Origin of the sequence: Corynebacterium glyciniphilum AJ 3170 (genome assembly GCF_007673095.1) — a bacterium.
Taxonomy (GTDB): Bacteria; Actinomycetota; Actinomycetes; order Mycobacteriales; family Mycobacteriaceae; genus Corynebacterium.
The window spans coordinates 168747-185817 of record NZ_VDYZ01000003.1 but is presented as its reverse complement, the minus strand read 5'-3'; the positions used below and the strand labels follow the sequence as shown (position 1 = coordinate 185817).

Genomic DNA, 17071 nt, shown 5'->3' with positions numbered 1-17071 from the left:
GTGGAATACGGTACTGACCTCACTGGATTCACTCATCTACTGAGGCCCCGGATGGACTATGCTTGTGCACCAATGAAGCTGATTAGCTATAACCTGCATAAACATAACGCTGTCACCGAGCTTCTCCCGCTCGCGGGTACCCATGTCCCGGATGCCGTCTGCGTCCAGGAGGCGGACACCCGCCGGTTGCCGAGCCGTCTCGGTAGCCTGGAACTCGTCCACGCGACCACGGAGAACCGTCTCGGACTGGCCGTCTACCTGCGCGCCGACCGGTTCGATGTGAAGGATCTGCAGGTGACCGCGCTGGAGAAGTCTTTTCATGACCGTGTCATGAAGCCTGCGTCCGAGCGGCTGGTGATGGTCAGGGCCCATGACGTCAAGCATGACCGCGACGTCGTCATCGCGTCTTTCCACGCTGCCCCTTTGACAGCGACGAACGCGCTCCGTCGTCAGCAGATCCGTACCTCTTTCGAGGCGCTCGGCCAGATCGGCGCCGGGGTGCCGTCCGTCATGGTCGGAGACTTCAACTACCCGTTGTTCCAGAGTGGTCTGCGGCGGCACGTCGACGCTCACGGCTTCGAGATGGCCAGGAGCGCCGGAGCGACGTATTCCCGCTACGGCGTACTGCGGGGCAACTACGATTTCGCACTCTCGCGTGGTTTCAGGCAGTCTCAGGTCGACGTCCTGCCCCAGGGCCGCTCCGACCACCTGCCGATTCTCGTCCAGACCTCGGGGGATCAGCGCCGGGACGGCTTCGTCGCCGCCCGCCGCGGCCTGCAACCCGTCGCGACCGCCTGAGACACGTCCGGAGTTACCTGCCCGGCCTGTCGGGGGCTAGGGTAACTCACGGACAACAGAGCAGACCTCGGGCCGAGAGGGAACACGTATGGGCAACCGCAGGATCAACGACGGCAGGGCAAGTAGGTTCACCCGGGGGAAGCAGCGGGTCGGAGGGCAGGAGCCGACCTCGACCGAGACGCCGCCCGTCCTGACCTATGTTGACGACGGCAGCGCACAACCGGTCCCGGACGACACCACGGTGGCAGAGGCGACAGCGTCCGCCGTCGATCGTCCGGAACGCATGGTGGTGCTGCTGTACCCGACGTCGGGCAGAGAGGGCATCGGGGAACTCGCTGACGCATGGGACCTGCACCCCTTGCTCGTCGAGGATCTGGTGAATGCCCACCAACGCCCGAAGCTCGAACGGTACGGTGACGTGCTGTTCATCGTCGCCAGGTCTGCCCGGTACAATGACGCGGCCGAGGATGTCGCGTTCTCCGAGTTCCACATCCTCGTCCGCGACGGTTCCGTTGCCGTGCTGTGCCAGGACGGACGGTGGGTCGACGGGACGGACAGCGCCGGGTTTGCCGCGTCGGGCGGAAGCGACCCCCGCGAACGGACGCTGTTGGCGGATCGGGACGTCCTGCGGTTGGGGCCGGAGGCCGTGGTCTACCGCATCCTGGATGCGATCGTCGACGGGTACCCTCCCGTCCTCCGGGGCATTGCGATCGACAAGGAACAGATCGAGCGGCAGGTGTTCAGCGGTGATGCGGCGGTTGCGGAACGTATCTACCGGTTGAGCCAGGAGGTCATCGACGTCCAGCAGGCCATAGCGTCGATGACAGAGGTGCTCGACGCGCTCCGGGCGGGGTTCGTGAAGTACGACATCCCCGAGGAACTCCGCTCCTACCTCGATGACGTCGCCGATCACCTGACACGCGCAGGCACCCTGGCTGCGGACCATCGGGAGGCCCTGGCCCAGATCCTCAACGTGAACGCCACCCTCGTCGCACAGCGCCAGAATGAGGACATGAAGAAGATCTCCGGCTGGGCCGCCATCCTCTTCGCCCCGACGTTGGTCGGCGCGATCTACGGGATGAACTTCGACGACATGCCGGAACTGCACTGGGCCTTCGGGTATCCCATGGCGCTGAGCATGATGCTCGGGGTGGCCGTCCTGCTCTACGTCTTCTTCCGTCGCAGCAAATGGATGTGAGATCCCGGGGCGAGGGGTCAGAGCCAGTCGTTGTTCCTCGCGTGACGGGCCGCGTCATGTCGGGTGGTGTGGCCGGTCTTCTGTATCGCGAAGGAGATGTAGTTGCGTACCGTCCCAGGGGACAGGTGCAGGATCTTCGCGATGTCACGGACACTGTAGCCTTCGCCGGTGACACGGAGCACGTCCTTCTCCCTCTCCGTCAGTGGCGATTCATCGGTGACGGCTTTCGCTGCCACGGACGGGTCGATGACGCGGCCGCCGTTGGCGAGTCTGAGTACCGCGGCGGTGATCTCGTCAGGATCAGCATCTTTGCCGAGGAATCCGCGGATGCCGTTCTCCAGGGCGGTCCGTAGCACTCCGGGGCGCGCGTGGCGGGTGAGAAGGAGAAGTGCCTGATCAGGAACGATCTGAAGCATCTGCATGGCAGCATGTAGACCGTCGAGCCCAGGCATATCAAGGTCGAGGACGACGACGTCGGGGCGTAGACGGGTGAACTCGTCGACGGCGGAGAGGCCATCGCTTACCTCGCTGGAAATGACGATCGTTCCGTCTAACGGAAGCAACGTCGCCAACGCCGTACGGATGAGCCGCTCATCGTCAGCGAGCATGACCTGTACCGGTTGTTCCCTCGTCATTGGTTTCCTGCTCCCGCATGTGCCGTGAGGACGACTGCCCCGTCATGGTACTTCAACGTCACGTCGCCGCCCCGGGCGTGGAGTGCCTGTCGGAGTGCTGCCAGTCCCCGGAAGTCCTCGGGGGAAGGGAGTCCGGTGGCCCCGTCATTGGTCACGGTGAGGGTGGATCGCATGACGGAGACCGATACCTGTTCGGCCCGGGAGTGTCGGAGAATGTTCGTGGTGGCCTCGCGCAGCACGCGGGCCAGAAGAGCATCGTGCAACGCACTAGGCGTGCCGGCGGGACGGTCGACTGTCGTTTCAATGCCGGCGGCAGTCATCAGGCCTGTGACCGACGACAACTCACTGGTGAAGTTCATCAGGTGGGTGTCTTCAGCCAGCTCCCGGGCCGTTCTGATGGAATCGGCCGCGAGGCCCTGGATGGCTTCGAGTTCCCGGTCAGTCCGGTCCGGATCAGTGGTCCGAACCCGGGCAGCCACAGCTGCCTTCAACTTGATGACGTGCAGCGAGTGCCCTTGGATATCATGCAGGTCTGCAGCGAAGCGCCGTCTCTCATCGAGGACGGAGAGCTCGCGTTCATTGTCCTTGGCCTGTTCGAACAAGGTGAGCAGTCGAGCTTCGGCGCCGTTGTCGATGATGGCCACCATCCACACACCCGCGACGACCGTAAGCTTGAGGAACATCCCCAACGCGTTCGGGGATCCGGTGGTGAACACCAGCGCGTTGACCGCCACGATCGTGCAGAATCCGACTACTCCCCAGATCCCGGGGCGGGATGACCTGGCGTCGATGACGACTGCCAACGCTGCGGCGACGCCCGCAGAACCGACCGGGTTCGACTCGGACAGGGCAGACCACAGCAGCGTCAAGGCACCGACACAGGTGGCGACGGCCAGGAGTGCACGGTTGGGTTCGTCGCCCAGACGTAACATCAGGATCGCAGTGAGCACCAGACTCGGGCCAACAGCGACGAGGTCGCTCCAGCTCGTGGCATTCGCGATTCCCAGGACGACGGTGACCCCGACAGAGAGCAGTACTGACCGTGCACGTCGAGTCCGTACCATCTCCTGGATGCCTGGAGCGTGTTGGAACGGCTGATAAGTCACGGGTCCATTGCATCAGCTCGACGGGGCGTCCGCCAGTGACGCTGTGTCACGACATCGCCTGACCGTGCGCCGGTGCCGGAGCTGATCCCGGTCCGGGCAGGATGGTCGACGGCGAATCAGACGCATGTACTCGAGGGAGGAACCCCACGTGGAACAGATTCAGGACTGGATCATCTCACTGCAGCAGTATGTCGACACCCTTCCTGGCCCGCTGCAGCTGACAGCGGTCTTCGTGATCGGGGTGGTGCCGCTTCTCGAGGGCGATGTGGCTGCGCTCGTCGGTGTCCTCTCAGGTATGCACTGGCTTCCGACAGTCTTGTTCGGGACTGCAGGGACCGTCGTGGTCACCGTGTGTGCGGTAGGGGTAGCGGGCACTGTAGGCCGTCGTCAGGAGGGCAGGTGGAAACATCACCGGGTGATGCGCCGTGTCGGGGACTGGGGGTCTCCCGTCGCCATGCTCGTCAGCGGACTTCTGTTCAGTGTCCCGATCACTGCGTTCATCATGCGCGCCTCGGGGATCCGCCGGTCGGTGGTACTCGTGTCTGCCGTACTCGTCAGCGCAGCAAATGCACTCCTCGTGGGACTCCTAGTGTCTGGGGTACTCCATTGGATCATCGGCTCCTGAGGCGCACGCCGGGGTGACGTCAATGAGCAGAACGTGCAGGCGGTGGCCTTCTACCGTCGACGCGGTTTCACCGTCATCGGCCGGGACGACCTGGACGATGCAGGGCGCCCGTACCCGGTTCTCCACATGTCGTGGACGGGTTCTCGGGGGACCAGCGTGACGGTTCCTGCAGCGCAGGAAGTTTTTCTCTACCGTTGTAAGGGTTGGCAGTGACGAACCACAAGAGAAGATAACGGAGAAAACAATCGTGGACCCCTCAGAACCTGGAGAGAAACGCGAGCAGAGCAGACCCACCCGCAAGGAATCCGCGAAGAGCTTCATCCGGGAAGTGACCTACCCGCACAGTATCCATCCGGCCCTGGTGCCGGGGGTTTCTGTGGAGGACCAACGCATCAGGTACTCCGTCGACTGGCGCATCGTGAGCGTGGTCGGTGGCCTGATCGTCGCTTTCATCGCGTGGGGCGTGGTTGACCCCCAACAGGTGTTTGACACCTCGTCGGCAGCACTGGCCTGGGTCATGGAGAACATGGGTTGGGTGTTCACCGCTCTCGCGACCGGGCTGATGTTCTTCCTGCTCATCCTGGCCTTCAGCAGGTACGGGAAGATACCGCTGGGCCTGGACGGCGAGAAGGCCGAGTACTCCACGGTGTCGTGGACGGCCATGCTGTTCGCCGCAGGTATCGGTATCGGCATCATCTTCTTCGGCCCGTATGAACCGATGAGCCACTACCTCGACCCACGCCCCGGCGGATATGACGCAGCCACCCAGGAAGCGGTCAAGGGTGCGATGTCCCAGTCGGCCATGCACTGGGGCATCAACGCCTGGGCCATCTACGCAGTCGTCGGACTCGCCGTCGCCTACGTGTCCTACCGCAGAGGCAGGGTCCCTCTGATGAGTTCGATCCTGATGCCGCTGTTCTCGGTGAAATCCACCGACACCCTCCCCGCGCGTCTCATCGACGGAATGGCCATCGTCGCGACGCTCTTCGGTACCGCGGCATCGCTAGGGATCGGTGCACTGCAGATCGCCAAGGGCGTGGAAGTGGTGTCCGGCTGGTCGCCGGCGGGAAACACCTTCGCACTCGTGATCATCATGGTCCTGACCATCGGAACCATCCTGTCTGCGGTCTCAGGTGTGGCCAAGGGCATCCGGTGGCTGTCGAACATCAACATGGTGCTCGCCATCGGACTGGCACTGTTCTTCTTCATCGTCGGGCCCACGGCGTTTCTCGCCAACATGATCCCTGCGGTGATCGTCGACTACGTCGGGTCGATGCCGGAGATGCTGTCGGCGAACATGGGCGAAGGTGAGGAGATGCAGGCGTTCCTCTCCGGGTGGACCACATTCTACTGGGCATGGTGGGTCTCCTGGTCACCGTTCGTCGGGGTCTTCGTGGCCAAGATCTCCCGGGGACGCACGATCCGCCAGTTCATCCTCGGTGTCCTTTTCATTCCGTCGACGATCATCGTGCTGGCCTTCACGATCCTCGGGGGCACCTCGATCTGGATTCAGCGACAGTCCGGGGACATCGCGCCGGGTGATGACCCGTCCGGTATGCCCGCCGCCGAGGAGATCTTCTTCTCGGTGCTGGACCATCTGCCCGGTGCCGGCATCGTGGCACCGGTGGTTATCGTGATGCTCGCCGTGTTCTTCATCACCACGGCGGACTCTGCATCACTGGTGAACTCCCAGCTGTCGCAGCGCGGCAACCCGGACCCCCGGAAGGGAGTGACCGTGTTCTGGGCGCTGTGCATGTCAGGTATCGCCGTGGTCATTCTTCTCGCTGGAGGTGAGAACGCCCTCCAGGGGCTGCAGAACTTCATCACGGTCACCGCGTTGCCGTTCGCCGTCGTCCTGGTGCTGATGGCGGTAGCGCTGCTCCGGGAACTCCGTACCGACCCGTACACGATCCGGGACGACTTCCAGGAGCAGGCCTTGTCGAATGCGGTGGTGCACGGTGTCCGTGACCACGGCGACAACTTCGCGATTGCCGTCGAAGAGACCGACGCCGACAGTGACTACGCCACCGGTGGTGACTTCAATTCCCGCGCGGCCGAAGTCACGGACTGGTACACGCGGACGGACGAGGACGGGAACCCCGTGGACTACGACTACGAGCGTGGCGAGTACATCACCGCGAGCGAACGACCACGCGACGGACAGCCGTGACAACTGCGACGACAACAGAACCGACGAGGAGCCCGATCAACGCCGAGCAGCCGGTCTCCACCAGCCACTGCACGGCGCCACCGGCGGAAGCGACCTGCTCCTCAAGGTGATGGACGGCGGCGTACGGCGCATGCCAGCCCAGGTCGTCGGTACCCACCAGGAGAATATGCCCGCCGACCCAGAGCATCGCAGCCGTGCCGACCACCGACAGTGTGGTCAAGATGCGGGGCATCAGTGCCACCAGTCCACGCCCCAGACGACGGACGGTCTCTGTCCGTTCCCGGCCGGGATCGGCGAGGGCCAGCCCGACATCATCCATCTTGACCAACAGCCCGACCACCCCGTAGACGACGAAGGTGATCAAAAGCGCGACGCCGACGAGGATCGCCGCGCGCTCGGGCAACCCCCGTCCTGTCAGCTCGTTGAGTGACAGGACCATGATCTCGGCGGACAGGATGAAGTCGGTCCGCACTGCCCCTTTCACCAGTGAATCCTCGTCATCCGGGGTATCGGTGGTGCTGTCGTCGGGGCCGCCGTGGGTTACAGCGTGCCAGATCTTCTCCGCCCCCTCGAACGCCAGATAGGTGCCGCCGACCATGAGGATGGGCGTCAGCGCCCACGGTGCCAGCCAGCTGAGAAGAAGTATCACCGGCAGGATGATGACGATCTTGTTGACCAGTGAGCCTTTCGTGATCCTCCAGATGATCGGAAGCTCACGGGCAGGACTGACACCCTGAACGAAGCTGGGGGTCACGGCGGCGTCATCGACAACGACCGCGGCGGCTTTCGTGCTGGTGGTCGCGGCCGCCTGCGCGATATCACGACTGCTGGCGGCGGCTTTCCTGGCGATGAGGGTGACATCGTCGAGCAGTGCGATCAGGCCACCGGCCATGGTGTACTCCGTAGAGGTCAGAGAATGGGGGAGAGGTTCCCCATCCTAGGACATCGTGGGCCCGGCCGGTGTGTGGACCGTCACGGAACGCGGAATGTCCCTGCCCCGGGCAACGACGGCTGACCGGAATCCGGGAACATCGGGGAGTTCGTCACCCGGATGGACACCGCGACCTGTCCGCTGCCGGTTCTCTCAGCGACGTTCAGCGGAGTCGGGTCGAGATAGGTCGGGCATGGTTTCACTGTGACTTCACCGGCTTTTCCCGTCGAGAGGTTCAGGTAGTTGACGGTGACGTGTGAGCTGGCTGCGCTTCCGGAACAGATGGTCGGGTCCGCCGGGGCAGAAATGTTCACCTCACCAGGAGCCCCGGTGGTTCGGGCCACGACGGAGGCGAAGTAAGGGCCGGGAACGACAAGCCCGCTGACGTGGAGCCCGAGCGCCGGGATCTGGTAGACGGCCAACGGTCGGCCCTCCTGGCCCTGTGCGGGGCTGGCGATCCCGACCGCCAGCGCTGTGGAGGCGGCCAGAGCGGCGACCCCGGCGAGGAGTCGCCGAGGGAAAGAGCGTGAGGATGACATGGTGCATCACTTCCAGGATGGTGAGAAAGTCCGATAGTGGTTCACTCAAAGAAACAATCGACTACGCTGCGGGAACGTTACCCGCTACCGCCTCTCTTCTTCCCCGACAGCGTTGAGCTGATCAACCAACCAGGCACGACTGGAACCGGTGACTGCAGCCCCTTCGTCGACCTCGGACAACAATGCGCTCACGGAGGACCGGAATGCGCGGTCCTGCCGGATGCACCGACGGCGCAGTGCGACCCCTGCCCACAGATAGACCAGGCACAGTACGCCGCTGAAGGAACCGCCGAGGACCATAAGCAGGCCTCCGGCCGTCACAGCGACGTTCCAGACCTGCGGTTCAGTGACAGCGGTGATGAGTCGGAACCCACCGAATATGAGCAGCCCCGCAATGGCTGTGACCACCACGGTCCATGCCACGGCGGACGCCGGGGACTGTGCCTTGTCCTCATTCGCGGTGATCATCCTGTCGATGCGCCGGAGATCGTCCGTGGAGGCGGCGAACTCAGCAGGGGAGACACGGCTGCGCCGGAGGAGAGCGCGTCGGTGCGCGATGACCTCGGGCAGATCGGAGGGGCGGAGGAGCCCGTCTCCGCGGGGCCTGGCGTCCATGGATCGAACTGTACAGGGAAGCCGGCCGCCGGTCAGCGACTACGGACTACGCCGTGAGGAACTCCATCCACCGGGACCAGTCGGCACTGGTCTGTGCCGCTCCGTCCTCGTAGGACGCCCGCAACTTGTCGATCTTGCGCTCGGTGTTCGCGATACGCATATGGTCAGGGAAGAACAGCAGTGCACGGCCCTGGGCCTCCAACTCGAGGAGACGGCGCTTGGTGGCGTTGTAGCGGGCAGGGCGGGTGATGACGGCCTCGGCGACAGCAGGAGTGTCCCTGAGCACCCGGCGCACCGCCCCGGGGTACTTGACCTCGGGTTTAACGTAATCGCGTGGGCGGGTACAGATGACCAGGAATTTCTCGAAGCCATCGTCCTCGGCCGCCTCCAGCAGAATTCCGCCGGAGGACCCCAGGGCTCCGTCGACATAGGGCTCGCCGTCGACCTCAGGCGTCTTCATCAGTACGGGCATCGTCGACGACGCCCTGACTCTCTTCATCAACGACTGCAGGTCCGGGATGTCGTCCCGGCCCCAGTAGACCGTTTCACCGGTCCGGGCATGCATGGCGCCGATGCGGAACGGTGTCGGGTCAGCGGAGAACTCCTCCCAGTCGAAAGGAAACTCGTTGCCCGGCAGCCCTGAAGTCTCATAGATGAATTCGGCGTTGAAGTAGCCGTCGCCACGGAGGAAAGAGCTGATACCGCCTGTGCCCGGGGCCGCGCCGAATTCCACGAAACTCTGCCTGGCACGCTCTGCGTCGTGGGACAGGAAGTTCACCGTGTGTGATGCGCCGGCGGAGATTCCGCCGACCCAGCCGAAACGGATCTGCCGCTCGATGAGCTCGGACACGCAGGCCGCAGTGTAACTGTTGCGCATTCCCCCGCCCTCGAAAAGGAGGGCGACATCGGGAGCTTCCAGGTGTGCTGAGTCGGAGGGGGTCACCACTCGATCCTCCGCAACGCCTCGTGGGGATCTTCATTGCCCTCGTTGAACCTGATCGTCCGTGCTGAGGTCTGCGGGCACTCCAGTGCAGCGACAATGGTCTGGGCCACGGTCTCCCGCGGTACCTCGGTGGCGTCGGTCCGTCCGTCGCCCTCCGGAAGGATCTCGATCCCACCGCGATCCCGGTCATCGGTCAGTTTGCTCGGCGCGATGATCGTCCAGTCGAGTTCGGAATCGCGGAGATGCTGGTCGGCAGCCGCCTTCGACTCTGCGTACGGGTAGAAGTCGCTGTCCTCGGGAATGCAGTGGTCGAGATAGGAACCCGACCACGACACCATGATGAAGCGACTGATACCCACCTCTTCGGCGGCGTTGATGGTGCGGATCGCCGCGTCACGGTCCACCGCCCAGGTGCGCTCGGGATCCCCTCCGCCGGCGCCTGCCGCCCAGATGACGGTGTCATGCCCCTCAAGGAGTTCGGCGATGGCGTCGGTGCTCATGGATTCGATATCCGCCACAGTCGGGGTCGCACCGGTCTCCCTGACCTCGTTGAACTGGTCACGGGAGCGGATCACCGACGTCACGGTGCTGCCCGACTCGACGAGCATCGGTGCCGTCAGCAAGGCCACCTTCCCGTGGCCGCCGATGATGACGATGTCGTACATGGTGTGGGTGCCTTTCGTCGAGGTCGTTTGTGTCCTGGATCTCGCCCCCAGCCTAGCGGGCCAGAAGCGGGCCCACCGCACCGGCACCGACACAGACGTGGGAACCGGGCGGACCGTCGATCTCTGCCAGGATCGTCCCGCCGCCGCCGGACAGATTGACCCACCTGGTCACGAGATCAGTGCCCACCTCGACATCCACGGTCCGTGCACGCCACTGCGACTCTTCCTCGAGCCCGTTCGGGGTGGACAGCCCCACGGTGACAGGCTCGTCGGCCGTCGCGGTGAACTCCCAAGTCCAGTCCCCGAAGGGGAGCGCGGGATCAACGGTGATGATCTGGGGCTGGCCGGCTTCTACCCGGACGCCGCAGTCAGGGGCGTCTCCCGCAGCGCTTCTGGCGATGTCGAGCACCGCGGCATCCACGACCCGGCCGTCGGGTGTCACGACCCGCGGATTCGTGGTGACTGCGCCGATGCCGCCACCGCCGTGCAGCCGACCCGCCACCGCACCGACCGTGTTGTACGGCGACATCAGCGGGGTGAGTACCTCAAGCGGGGTGTTCTGGTCCGGAAAGGGAACACCGGAAGACTCAGCGTCACCCACCGCCTGGCGTACTCCGGCAAGATAATTGCCGGTCTCATCCCCGGACCACGCGGAAACCCATGTGACGGTGGACACGGTCGAGCTCACGATGAACAGGAGGCAGACCACCCCCGCAGCTGCCGTCTGCGGTTTCGCCCGGGCAGCGGACCCCGCGGGGCCAGCACGGCGGGCCTCCGGGCGCGGAGCCCCGGCCACCGCCGCAACAAGAAGGAGGACGGTGACTGCCCACCAGTCGGCGTAGTAGTGCATGCCACGGGCCAACAGGTCTGTCGATCCTTCACCGGTGCGCCCCTCGCGAAGCAGCAGCAGGATGACCACAAGGTAGCCCGCAGAACCCGCCAGGGCGGCAAGGCCGGTGAGGAACCGGCCCCGCAGGTGGACAAGGTAGGCCGTAACAAGTCCGACCACCACCAGTGCGGCCGCGACCCGGAGTGCGCCAGGAGTCGTCGAGAACGCGGGAGACGGGTTCCACCGGTCCCAACTCCAGGGACCACCGAGGACCCCCGGCAGAACCGAGGAACCGAGCGCCGTGGTGATCCCGTCGAGAGCAGGAGCGAACGCCCCCGAAGACCGGTCGACAAGAAGCAGGTAGACAACGACCCATCCACCGGTCAACACACCCGGCAGGCTGAACACGGGCAGCGAGTTCCGTCGTCCACCCGCACGCAGCACCAGCGCCACCACGAACAACGCAGGAACCACTGACAGCGACTTCTCCGTCATGGACAGACCAGCGAACAGCACGATGCTCGCGGCCAGGGAACGGACCGTCGTCGTACCCAGCCCCGAACGCGCCGGGGTGGACAGCACGATGATGCCGACTCCTGCGGCCGTGACCTGCCAGGCGAGGGCATTGATGCCTGCTGACCACCAGCCGGAGGCGGTTCCCAGAAACGGCGAGAACATTATCGCGGTGAAGGCGACGGTGCGGACCAGCCGCCTGTCTGTGAGGTGACCGAGCAGACGCCACCAGAGGAACGCTGCCAGAGCGGTCGCAGCAACAGTGACGACCGCAGGTAGCCACCACTGCAAGGGGGCCACGGAGTCTGCGAGGATCTGCACGGCTGCGGAGCCGGGCATGAGATGACCGTCGTAGGGGACCCACAGACCGGTGTCCCGGAAGCGGGCAGGAATGACCAGGTCATCCCAGTAGAAGCTTCGTTGGCTCAGCTGCCACCCCCGCAGCACCAGGACGGCGACTGTGATGACGACGGGAGTAAGTGCCCGGATCACGCGCCAGCAGTGAGGGGCTGGACGGACAGCAGCTCCACCGAGTCGTCGCTGCACGCGGTGACCTGGGTGAGGTCGCCGGAACCGTCGGTGAAGTTCAGGACTGTGGTGTCGGTTTCCTCGGGCACGATGACCTGCAGTCCGTCCGCGGGAGTCGGGCCACAGGTCTGGTCATCGTAGTTCTCTGCCCGACTGATCTTGAGGGCTGCGGTAGCCGAGTCGCCGGGGCGGAGGTCCACAACTCCGCCGGGGGCGTTGTCCTCGCGGACTGCAGGGGCGCCGATCGGATCGCCGGCGTCGTCGACGAGTGCGATCCCGGGGAACCCGGACAGGGTGCAGTCCTCGGACGCGGAGTTGGTGAAGTCGACGTCCAGGAGCAGGCTGCCAGCCGCACCCTGGCTCTGGCCCAGTGTGATGTCGAGACCGTCGGTCGTACAGCGGTCTTCACCGCCCGAACTACCGTTACTACCGTTGTCCCCGGCGTTGTCACCACTGTCGGCAGGAGTGCCGGCAGCAGTGTCGGCGGGTTCCGCGGCAGAGTCACTGGTGGACCCGGCGTCCTCGATCGGTGTCGTGCCCGCGTCCGTCGAACTGTCTCCGTCGGAACACGCGCTGAGAACCGACATCGCCAGAACCACTGACGCCCCTACAGCTCCCACAGTCCCGGTGCGACGGAACCTGGCGCGACCGGCCGCGCTGGTGGTGGTATCTGTGCTGTTCGGAGTCTCCTGCGGGCGCTGAGTAACCATGACCCCCAGTGTAGGCTGAATCACATCATCGGGTTCGGCGTACCGCGGTGCAGGCGGACTGTCCCGGGTAACGTCCGGTGCGAGCATTTCCAACGATTTCCCAGGAGACTGACGTTCATGGCTTTCAACCCTGATTTTGACCTTTTCCAGTTGCCGGAAGAATACCGCGAGCTCCGCGACAGTATCCGGGGGCTGTCGGAGCAGGAGATCGCTCCGTACGCTGCTGCCGTCGACGCCGACGAGCGCTTCCCGGAAGAGGCTTTGAAGGCACTCAATGACAGCGGGTTCAACGCGATCCACGTCGGTGAGGCCTACGGCGGACAGGGGGGTGACTCCCTGGCAGCGGTGATCGTCATCGAGGAAGTCGCGCGTGTATGCGGGGCGTCCTCACTGATCCCGGCGGTGAACAAGCTCGGCACGATGGGCCTGATCCTGTCGGGGTCCGAGGAACTCAAGCAGCAGGTCCTCCCGGACATCGTCAACGGTGCGATGGCGTCCTACGCGCTCACCGAACGTGAGGCCGGCTCTGATGCCGGCGGCATGAAGACCAAGGCGGCCAAGGACGGTGACGAGTGGGTCCTCAACGGTTCCAAGTGCTTCATCACCAACGGTGGCAAATCCACCTGGTACACCGTGATGGCTGTGACTGATCCCGAGGCCGGTGCCAACGGGATCTCCGCTTTCATGGTGCACAAGGACGATCCCGGATTCCGGGTCGGTGGCCTCGAGCACAAGCTGGGCATCAAGGGCTCACCCACTGCGGAGCTGTACTTCGAGGACTGCCGGATCCCCGGCGACCGCATCATCGGGGACGAGGGGACCGGTTTCAAGACCGCCTTGGCGACCCTGGATCATACCCGGCCGACGATCGGGGCCCAGGCGCTCGGTATCGCCCAGGGCGCGTTCGACGCCGCAGTGGAGTACGTCAAGGAGCGCAAGCAGTTCGGCAAGCCCATTGCGGCGTTCCAGAACACGCAGTTCATGCTCGCCGACATGAAGATGAAGATCGACGCTGCACGGTTGATGATCTACACTGCGGCCTCCAACGCCGAGCGCGGTGAGGCAGAGGGCGGGGAGAAGCTGGGGCTGCTGGCCGCCGGGTCGAAGACCTTCGCTTCGGACATCGCGATGCAGGTGACCACCGATGCGGTACAGCTGCTCGGCGGGTACGGCTACACCCGTGACTTCCCGGTCGAGCGCATGATGCGCGACGCGAAGATCACCCAGATCTACGAGGGCACCAACCAGGTCTGCCGCATGGTCATGGGCCGCCAGATCCTCGCGTAGAGGTCAGAGGGGGTTTTAGCCCTCCGCGCCCCGCTCTGCGTGCGTCGACGACTCCGAGCCCATCCCGCACCAGACCCGCCGCAGAATTCCGCACCAGATCCTCCTCATCGGGGAGCACATGCCAGTAGGTATCCGTCGTCGGCGTCGGCGGGGTGCTTCAGCCGGTGACGGCGAAGCCGGTTCATCGTCTCCGGCGGCACCGGTACCTTCCGCCGCGACGACCGGGTCTTCAGCGGGCCCCACCCGTCAGAATCTTCCGTCGGCTGTTGCACAGTCTGCTCGACCACATGGATCACCCCGGCTTGACGGTCGATGTTCTTCCACCGCAGTCCTCCGACCTCGCCGGGTCGCATGCCGGTCGATACCGCGAGGATGATCATCGTCGCCAGCGTGTTCCGGCCCGTGTTGTTCGCGTGTTCGACGGTGGTCCGGATCTGCGACATCGTCGGGAGGGTCCGCGGATCCACTGGCTCCGACCCTGCCCCGGGCCCCGGGATATTGCTGCAGGGGTTCACGATCAGCATCTCGTCCGTGACCGCCATGTGTAGGCAGCCGGACAGCTAAGTCCACCAGGACACCCGGGTATTCAGCGACAGTCCGGTGCACCCCTTCACCCACGGGCGCCCCATCTTCAGGGGTCGCCTGCCAAGTACGTAGTTGAGTCGGCCGCAGATCGGTGATTTTCGTCTTGCCGAGGTCTCCGAGGTTTTCCCGACGCGTTCCCGCACTGCCTTGGTTCCCTCGTTCGTGGCCATCTGCTCCCATAGCGGCCAGATGTCTTTCAGTAGCGGGGCGTTGTCCTCATCGACCCACTCGCGTCGCTGGAGGAGGCGGGCCTGCTCCCGGTCGTAGGCATGCGCCGCTTTCTCTGGCCTCTTGTATTCGTCGTAGGTGAAGGTCTTGCTGTGCTCGCGTCCGCTGGGGTCACGGTAGCGTACGACCCACTTCGGGCGTCTTTTCGCTGGATTGCCGGTCTTCGGGCGTCGTTGAACGCTCATGATAAACTTCTCCTGTCTGACGTGCGTATATGTGTTGGACATTCACCCTCATCGCCCTGCCCGGCGGTGGGGGCCTTCTACTACTCGCCGCTGGGGGGTGTCGATTCTCCATGGTTGCGCCAGCGAGATGGGTTCACTGGACGGATGAGCACTCCAAAACCCGATATCACTCCTGCTACGAGTGGGGCGATTGATGCTGCTCCCATTCCGGCCACGCCAAGAACAGTGCTCGCGATGATGCAGACTACCGACAGGATCGCGAAGATGATCTGTCCTCGCTTGACTGAGTCGCTGTCCTGACGGACTGAATCAGCGCCAGCTAGGGTAGCTTGAGCTTCCGCTCTTGTAGCTTCGGCGTTTGCGGATGTCGCGTCCGCGGCTGCCTCGGCGGACAGTTCTGCCATACGGAGAATTCGGTCGGCTGCCCCGTCGACGACTCCGTCGTATCCTCTAAACTCATCGACTGTCGGAAGCGGTCCGCTTCGGGTCACAGAAAGAACCCTCTGCCCAATCTGTTGGGCGACATCGGGGTCTAGCGGTTCGGCGTCGAGCGGTTCTTGTTCATCGCTTCCCTGAGGGACTGACCGGTGGTGTGCCAGGCCTGTCGAAGGACTTGATCCTGAGGGATGACTACTGCTCGCTTGATCGTGCGTCGACTCTCCCTGTTCAGACGGGGAGTCTGTTTGGGTGTCGGGCTGATCGTTGTCATGGTCCATACCGTACCTTGTTGCGTCTAAATCGTCAGTGTTTGAGTGGTTTATGTCACACGACCCGGTGGTGGGGGCCGCTTTTCGTGTCTAGGGGGCTTCCATGGTGGGGTTGCCATCCTCGTCGTAGTACCGCGGCGAGGTCTCTCCGGTCTCCTTGTCGACCCAGATTGGGTCGCCGGTGGCGTCGTAGTAGCCACACGTTGCGGCTGGGCCTACGCAACCGTCGGACCGATAGGGCTCTTCGTATTCCGGGGTTGGTGCCGTAAGTCGGTAGAACTCTTCGGGGTCGATTACTCCGTTGGAGGGATTGCAGTCGGCGTAGTTCCAGACGTAGGCGTCGGTTCCGGGGCACCTGGTTCCCTGGCCGGGTGGCGCCCAGATGCCTTGTTGCTCGGGGACGGGCTCTACCGCTGCTGGTTCTTCGACCATGGGTTCCGGTTCGGGCATCTCGGACGTTGTGCTGCTGGTCGTGCTCACAGTGGTTGAGCTCGTAGTGCTGACTGTCGTGGATGTGGTACTGCTGGTCGTGGTCGCAGGGGTCTGGTCGTCGCTGCCACATGCGGTGAGGATGAGGGGGAGCGCAAACAATGCAGCGAGGGCGGAGCGTCGGATGGTCATGATCGGCTCTCACTTTGCTTGTTGATCGCCTGGACGATGGTGGCTGCCGCGACGATGAGGATGCCGACGATGAGGACGAGCAGTCCCGTTCCGGTCTCTCCGAGCACGATCATAAGGATGGCGAATGCGATGACGAGCCCTCCGATCCCGACGAATGACCTCGCGTGACTGCTGTCGCGGTTGGGATCGATCTCAGATGGTTTCTTGCCGATTAGGCTTTGTCGGGCTCGGATGATCCTGTTGGGCTGCTGGCTCGTCATTCTTCAATCACCCCTTCTTCGATGGCATAGTCCCGATCGAAGTATTCTCCGTTCTCTACGGTCTTCGCCGCCCCCTCCCTGACCCATGGGACGGAACAGTCGTAGGTGGTCGTGCCGTAGGTGATGTCATGGAGTAGCTGTGGGTCACCATTGGAGGGGATGCCGTACTGGCTCGACAGTTCGGGGTCTTCACGGACGGTGTTGTACGCCTGTACCGCGTAAGCGCCGTCCTCTGCCAAGCCACACGCGAAGTCGTCGAGGGCTCGGCTATATTCCGCCTCCGTATCGAAGCCGTGGTATTCGCCCTCCGCTTCGGCGTCTCCACACGCGGTGAGCGCGAGCGCGCCGCAGGCTACGGCGGCAAGCGCTGTTCGTCTGATGGTCATGGTGTTC

At 64.1% G+C, this 17071-nt stretch carries 19 protein-coding genes; 6 read left to right on the top strand and 13 right to left on the bottom strand.

Translation table 11 applies throughout. The features are described 5' to 3' along the window. Positions 1–72 precede the first annotated feature (72 nt). Positions 73–798 (top strand): endonuclease/exonuclease/phosphatase family protein, encoded by a 726-nt coding sequence (locus tag FS507_RS04400; protein ID WP_145941593.1) that lies wholly within the window; start codon positions 73–75, stop codon positions 796–798. Positions 799–886: 88 nt separating this feature from the next. Continuing rightward, a complete protein-coding gene (locus FS507_RS04395) occupies positions 887–1996 on the top strand; it encodes a magnesium and cobalt transport protein CorA (protein ID WP_145941592.1) in 1110 nt (369 codons plus the stop codon). 17 nt (positions 1997–2013) lie between these two features. On the opposite strand, the gene FS507_RS04390 is transcribed toward FS507_RS04395, so the two are convergent. Continuing rightward, the gene (locus tag FS507_RS04390) at positions 2014–2631 is read right to left on the bottom strand and encodes a response regulator transcription factor (protein ID WP_145941591.1); all 618 of its coding nucleotides are present in this window, start codon (positions 2629–2631) and stop codon (positions 2014–2016) included. Beyond that, the gene (locus FS507_RS04385) at positions 2628–3695 is read right to left on the bottom strand and encodes a sensor histidine kinase (protein WP_186314547.1); all 1068 of its coding nucleotides are present in this window, start codon (positions 3693–3695) and stop codon (positions 2628–2630) included. Before FS507_RS04385 ends, FS507_RS04390 begins: the two co-directional genes overlap by 4 nt. A gap of 190 nt (positions 3696–3885) precedes the next feature. Here FS507_RS04385 and FS507_RS04380 point away from each other — a divergent pair, with 190 nt between their 5' ends. From FS507_RS04380 to FS507_RS04370, 3 genes are all read left to right on the top strand, one after another. Next, positions 3886–4362: a hypothetical protein gene (locus tag FS507_RS04380; protein WP_145941589.1), complete on the top strand. Its 477-nt coding sequence runs from the start codon at positions 3886–3888 to the stop codon at positions 4360–4362. A 33-nt stretch (positions 4363–4395) separates the two neighbouring features. Then, positions 4396–4575: a hypothetical protein gene (locus FS507_RS18415; protein ID WP_313958069.1), complete on the top strand. Its 180-nt coding sequence runs from the start codon at positions 4396–4398 to the stop codon at positions 4573–4575. 115 nt (positions 4576–4690) lie between these two features. Then, complete coding sequence (locus tag FS507_RS04370) at positions 4691–6532, top strand: BCCT family transporter (protein WP_145941648.1); 1842 nt, start codon at positions 4691–4693, stop codon at positions 6530–6532. Here the strand turns inward: FS507_RS04370 and FS507_RS04365 are convergent. From FS507_RS04365 to FS507_RS04335, 7 genes are all read right to left on the bottom strand, one after another. After that, positions 6495–7424: a DUF808 domain-containing protein gene (locus tag FS507_RS04365; RefSeq protein ID WP_145941588.1), complete on the bottom strand. Its 930-nt coding sequence runs from the start codon at positions 7422–7424 to the stop codon at positions 6495–6497. The genes FS507_RS04370 and FS507_RS04365 overlap by 38 nt on opposite strands. A gap of 80 nt (positions 7425–7504) precedes the next feature. Beyond that, on the bottom strand, positions 7505–8002 hold the full coding sequence (locus FS507_RS04360) for a hypothetical protein (protein ID WP_145941587.1): 498 nt from the start codon (positions 8000–8002) through the stop codon (positions 7505–7507). Between the two features lie 84 nt (positions 8003–8086). Beyond that, positions 8087–8617, bottom strand: coding sequence for a hypothetical protein (locus FS507_RS04355; protein ID WP_145941586.1), 531 nt, complete (start codon positions 8615–8617; stop codon positions 8087–8089). A 46-nt stretch (positions 8618–8663) separates the two neighbouring features. Then, positions 8664–9560: a patatin-like phospholipase family protein gene (locus FS507_RS04350; RefSeq protein ID WP_260853159.1), complete on the bottom strand. Its 897-nt coding sequence runs from the start codon at positions 9558–9560 to the stop codon at positions 8664–8666. Beyond that, positions 9557–10225, bottom strand: coding sequence for an SDR family oxidoreductase (locus FS507_RS04345; RefSeq protein WP_075813248.1), 669 nt, complete (start codon positions 10223–10225; stop codon positions 9557–9559). Before FS507_RS04345 ends, FS507_RS04350 begins: the two co-directional genes overlap by 4 nt. Before the next feature lie 52 nt (positions 10226–10277). After that, complete coding sequence (locus FS507_RS04340) at positions 10278–12113, bottom strand: hypothetical protein (RefSeq protein WP_145941585.1); 1836 nt, start codon at positions 12111–12113, stop codon at positions 10278–10280. Next, positions 12056–12805 carry a DUF4232 domain-containing protein gene (locus FS507_RS04335; protein WP_186314546.1) on the bottom strand — a complete coding sequence of 250 codons (750 nt, stop codon included), beginning with the start codon at positions 12803–12805 and terminating at the stop codon, positions 12056–12058. The genes FS507_RS04340 and FS507_RS04335 overlap by 58 nt, the downstream gene beginning before the upstream one ends. Positions 12806–12922: 117 nt before the next feature. Here FS507_RS04335 and FS507_RS04330 point away from each other — a divergent pair, with 117 nt between their 5' ends. After that, positions 12923–14092, top strand: a complete 1170-nt coding sequence (locus FS507_RS04330; protein ID WP_145941583.1) for an acyl-CoA dehydrogenase family protein — start codon at positions 12923–12925, stop codon at positions 14090–14092. 104 nt (positions 14093–14196) lie between these two features. Here FS507_RS04330 and FS507_RS04325 read toward each other — a convergent pair whose 3' ends face one another. The 4 genes from FS507_RS04325 to FS507_RS04310 all read right to left on the bottom strand — a co-directional run bounded on the left by FS507_RS04325 (position 14197) and on the right by FS507_RS04310 (position 17064). Then, on the bottom strand, positions 14197–14634 hold the full coding sequence (locus tag FS507_RS04325) for a site-specific integrase (protein WP_145941582.1): 438 nt from the start codon (positions 14632–14634) through the stop codon (positions 14197–14199). An 18-nt stretch (positions 14635–14652) separates the two neighbouring features. After that, entirely contained in the window at positions 14653–15090 is a 438-nt protein-coding gene (locus tag FS507_RS04320; protein ID WP_145941581.1) for a hypothetical protein, read from the bottom strand. Between the two features lie 797 nt (positions 15091–15887). After that, on the bottom strand, positions 15888–16418 hold the full coding sequence (locus FS507_RS04315) for a hypothetical protein (protein ID WP_145941580.1): 531 nt from the start codon (positions 16416–16418) through the stop codon (positions 15888–15890). 256 nt (positions 16419–16674) lie between these two features. Then, on the bottom strand, positions 16675–17064 hold the full coding sequence (locus FS507_RS04310; protein ID WP_145941579.1) for a hypothetical protein: 390 nt from the start codon (positions 17062–17064) through the stop codon (positions 16675–16677). Positions 17065–17071 lie beyond the last annotated feature (7 nt).

Excerpts from the sequence above, each read along its gene's own strand:
- FS507_RS04400 (WP_145941593.1), top strand. The coding sequence starts at position 73 with ATGAAGCTGATTAGCTATAACCTGCATAAACATAACGCTGTCACCGAG.
- FS507_RS04395 (WP_145941592.1), top strand. The coding sequence starts at position 887 with ATGGGCAACCGCAGGATCAACGACGGCAGGGCAAGTAGGTTCACCCGG.
- FS507_RS04390 (WP_145941591.1), bottom strand. The coding sequence starts at position 2,631 with ATGACGAGGGAACAACCGGTACAGGTCATGCTCGCTGACGATGAGCGG.
- FS507_RS04385 (WP_186314547.1), bottom strand. The coding sequence starts at position 3,695 with ATGGTACGGACTCGACGTGCACGGTCAGTACTGCTCTCTGTCGGGGTC.
- FS507_RS04365 (WP_145941588.1), bottom strand. The coding sequence starts at position 7,424 with ATGGCCGGTGGCCTGATCGCACTGCTCGACGATGTCACCCTCATCGCC.
- FS507_RS04360 (WP_145941587.1), bottom strand. The coding sequence starts at position 8,002 with ATGTCATCCTCACGCTCTTTCCCTCGGCGACTCCTCGCCGGGGTCGCC.
- FS507_RS04355 (WP_145941586.1), bottom strand. The coding sequence starts at position 8,617 with ATGGACGCCAGGCCCCGCGGAGACGGGCTCCTCCGCCCCTCCGATCTG.
- FS507_RS04345 (WP_075813248.1), bottom strand. The coding sequence starts at position 10,225 with ATGTACGACATCGTCATCATCGGCGGCCACGGGAAGGTGGCCTTGCTG.
- FS507_RS04335 (WP_186314546.1), bottom strand. The coding sequence starts at position 12,805 with ATGGTTACTCAGCGCCCGCAGGAGACTCCGAACAGCACAGATACCACC.
- FS507_RS04330 (WP_145941583.1), top strand. The coding sequence starts at position 12,923 with ATGGCTTTCAACCCTGATTTTGACCTTTTCCAGTTGCCGGAAGAATAC.
- FS507_RS04325 (WP_145941582.1), bottom strand. The coding sequence starts at position 14,634 with ATGGCGGTCACGGACGAGATGCTGATCGTGAACCCCTGCAGCAATATC.
- FS507_RS04320 (WP_145941581.1), bottom strand. The coding sequence starts at position 15,090 with ATGAGCGTTCAACGACGCCCGAAGACCGGCAATCCAGCGAAAAGACGC.
- FS507_RS04315 (WP_145941580.1), bottom strand. The coding sequence starts at position 16,418 with ATGACCATCCGACGCTCCGCCCTCGCTGCATTGTTTGCGCTCCCCCTC.
- FS507_RS04310 (WP_145941579.1), bottom strand. The coding sequence starts at position 17,064 with ATGACCATCAGACGAACAGCGCTTGCCGCCGTAGCCTGCGGCGCGCTC.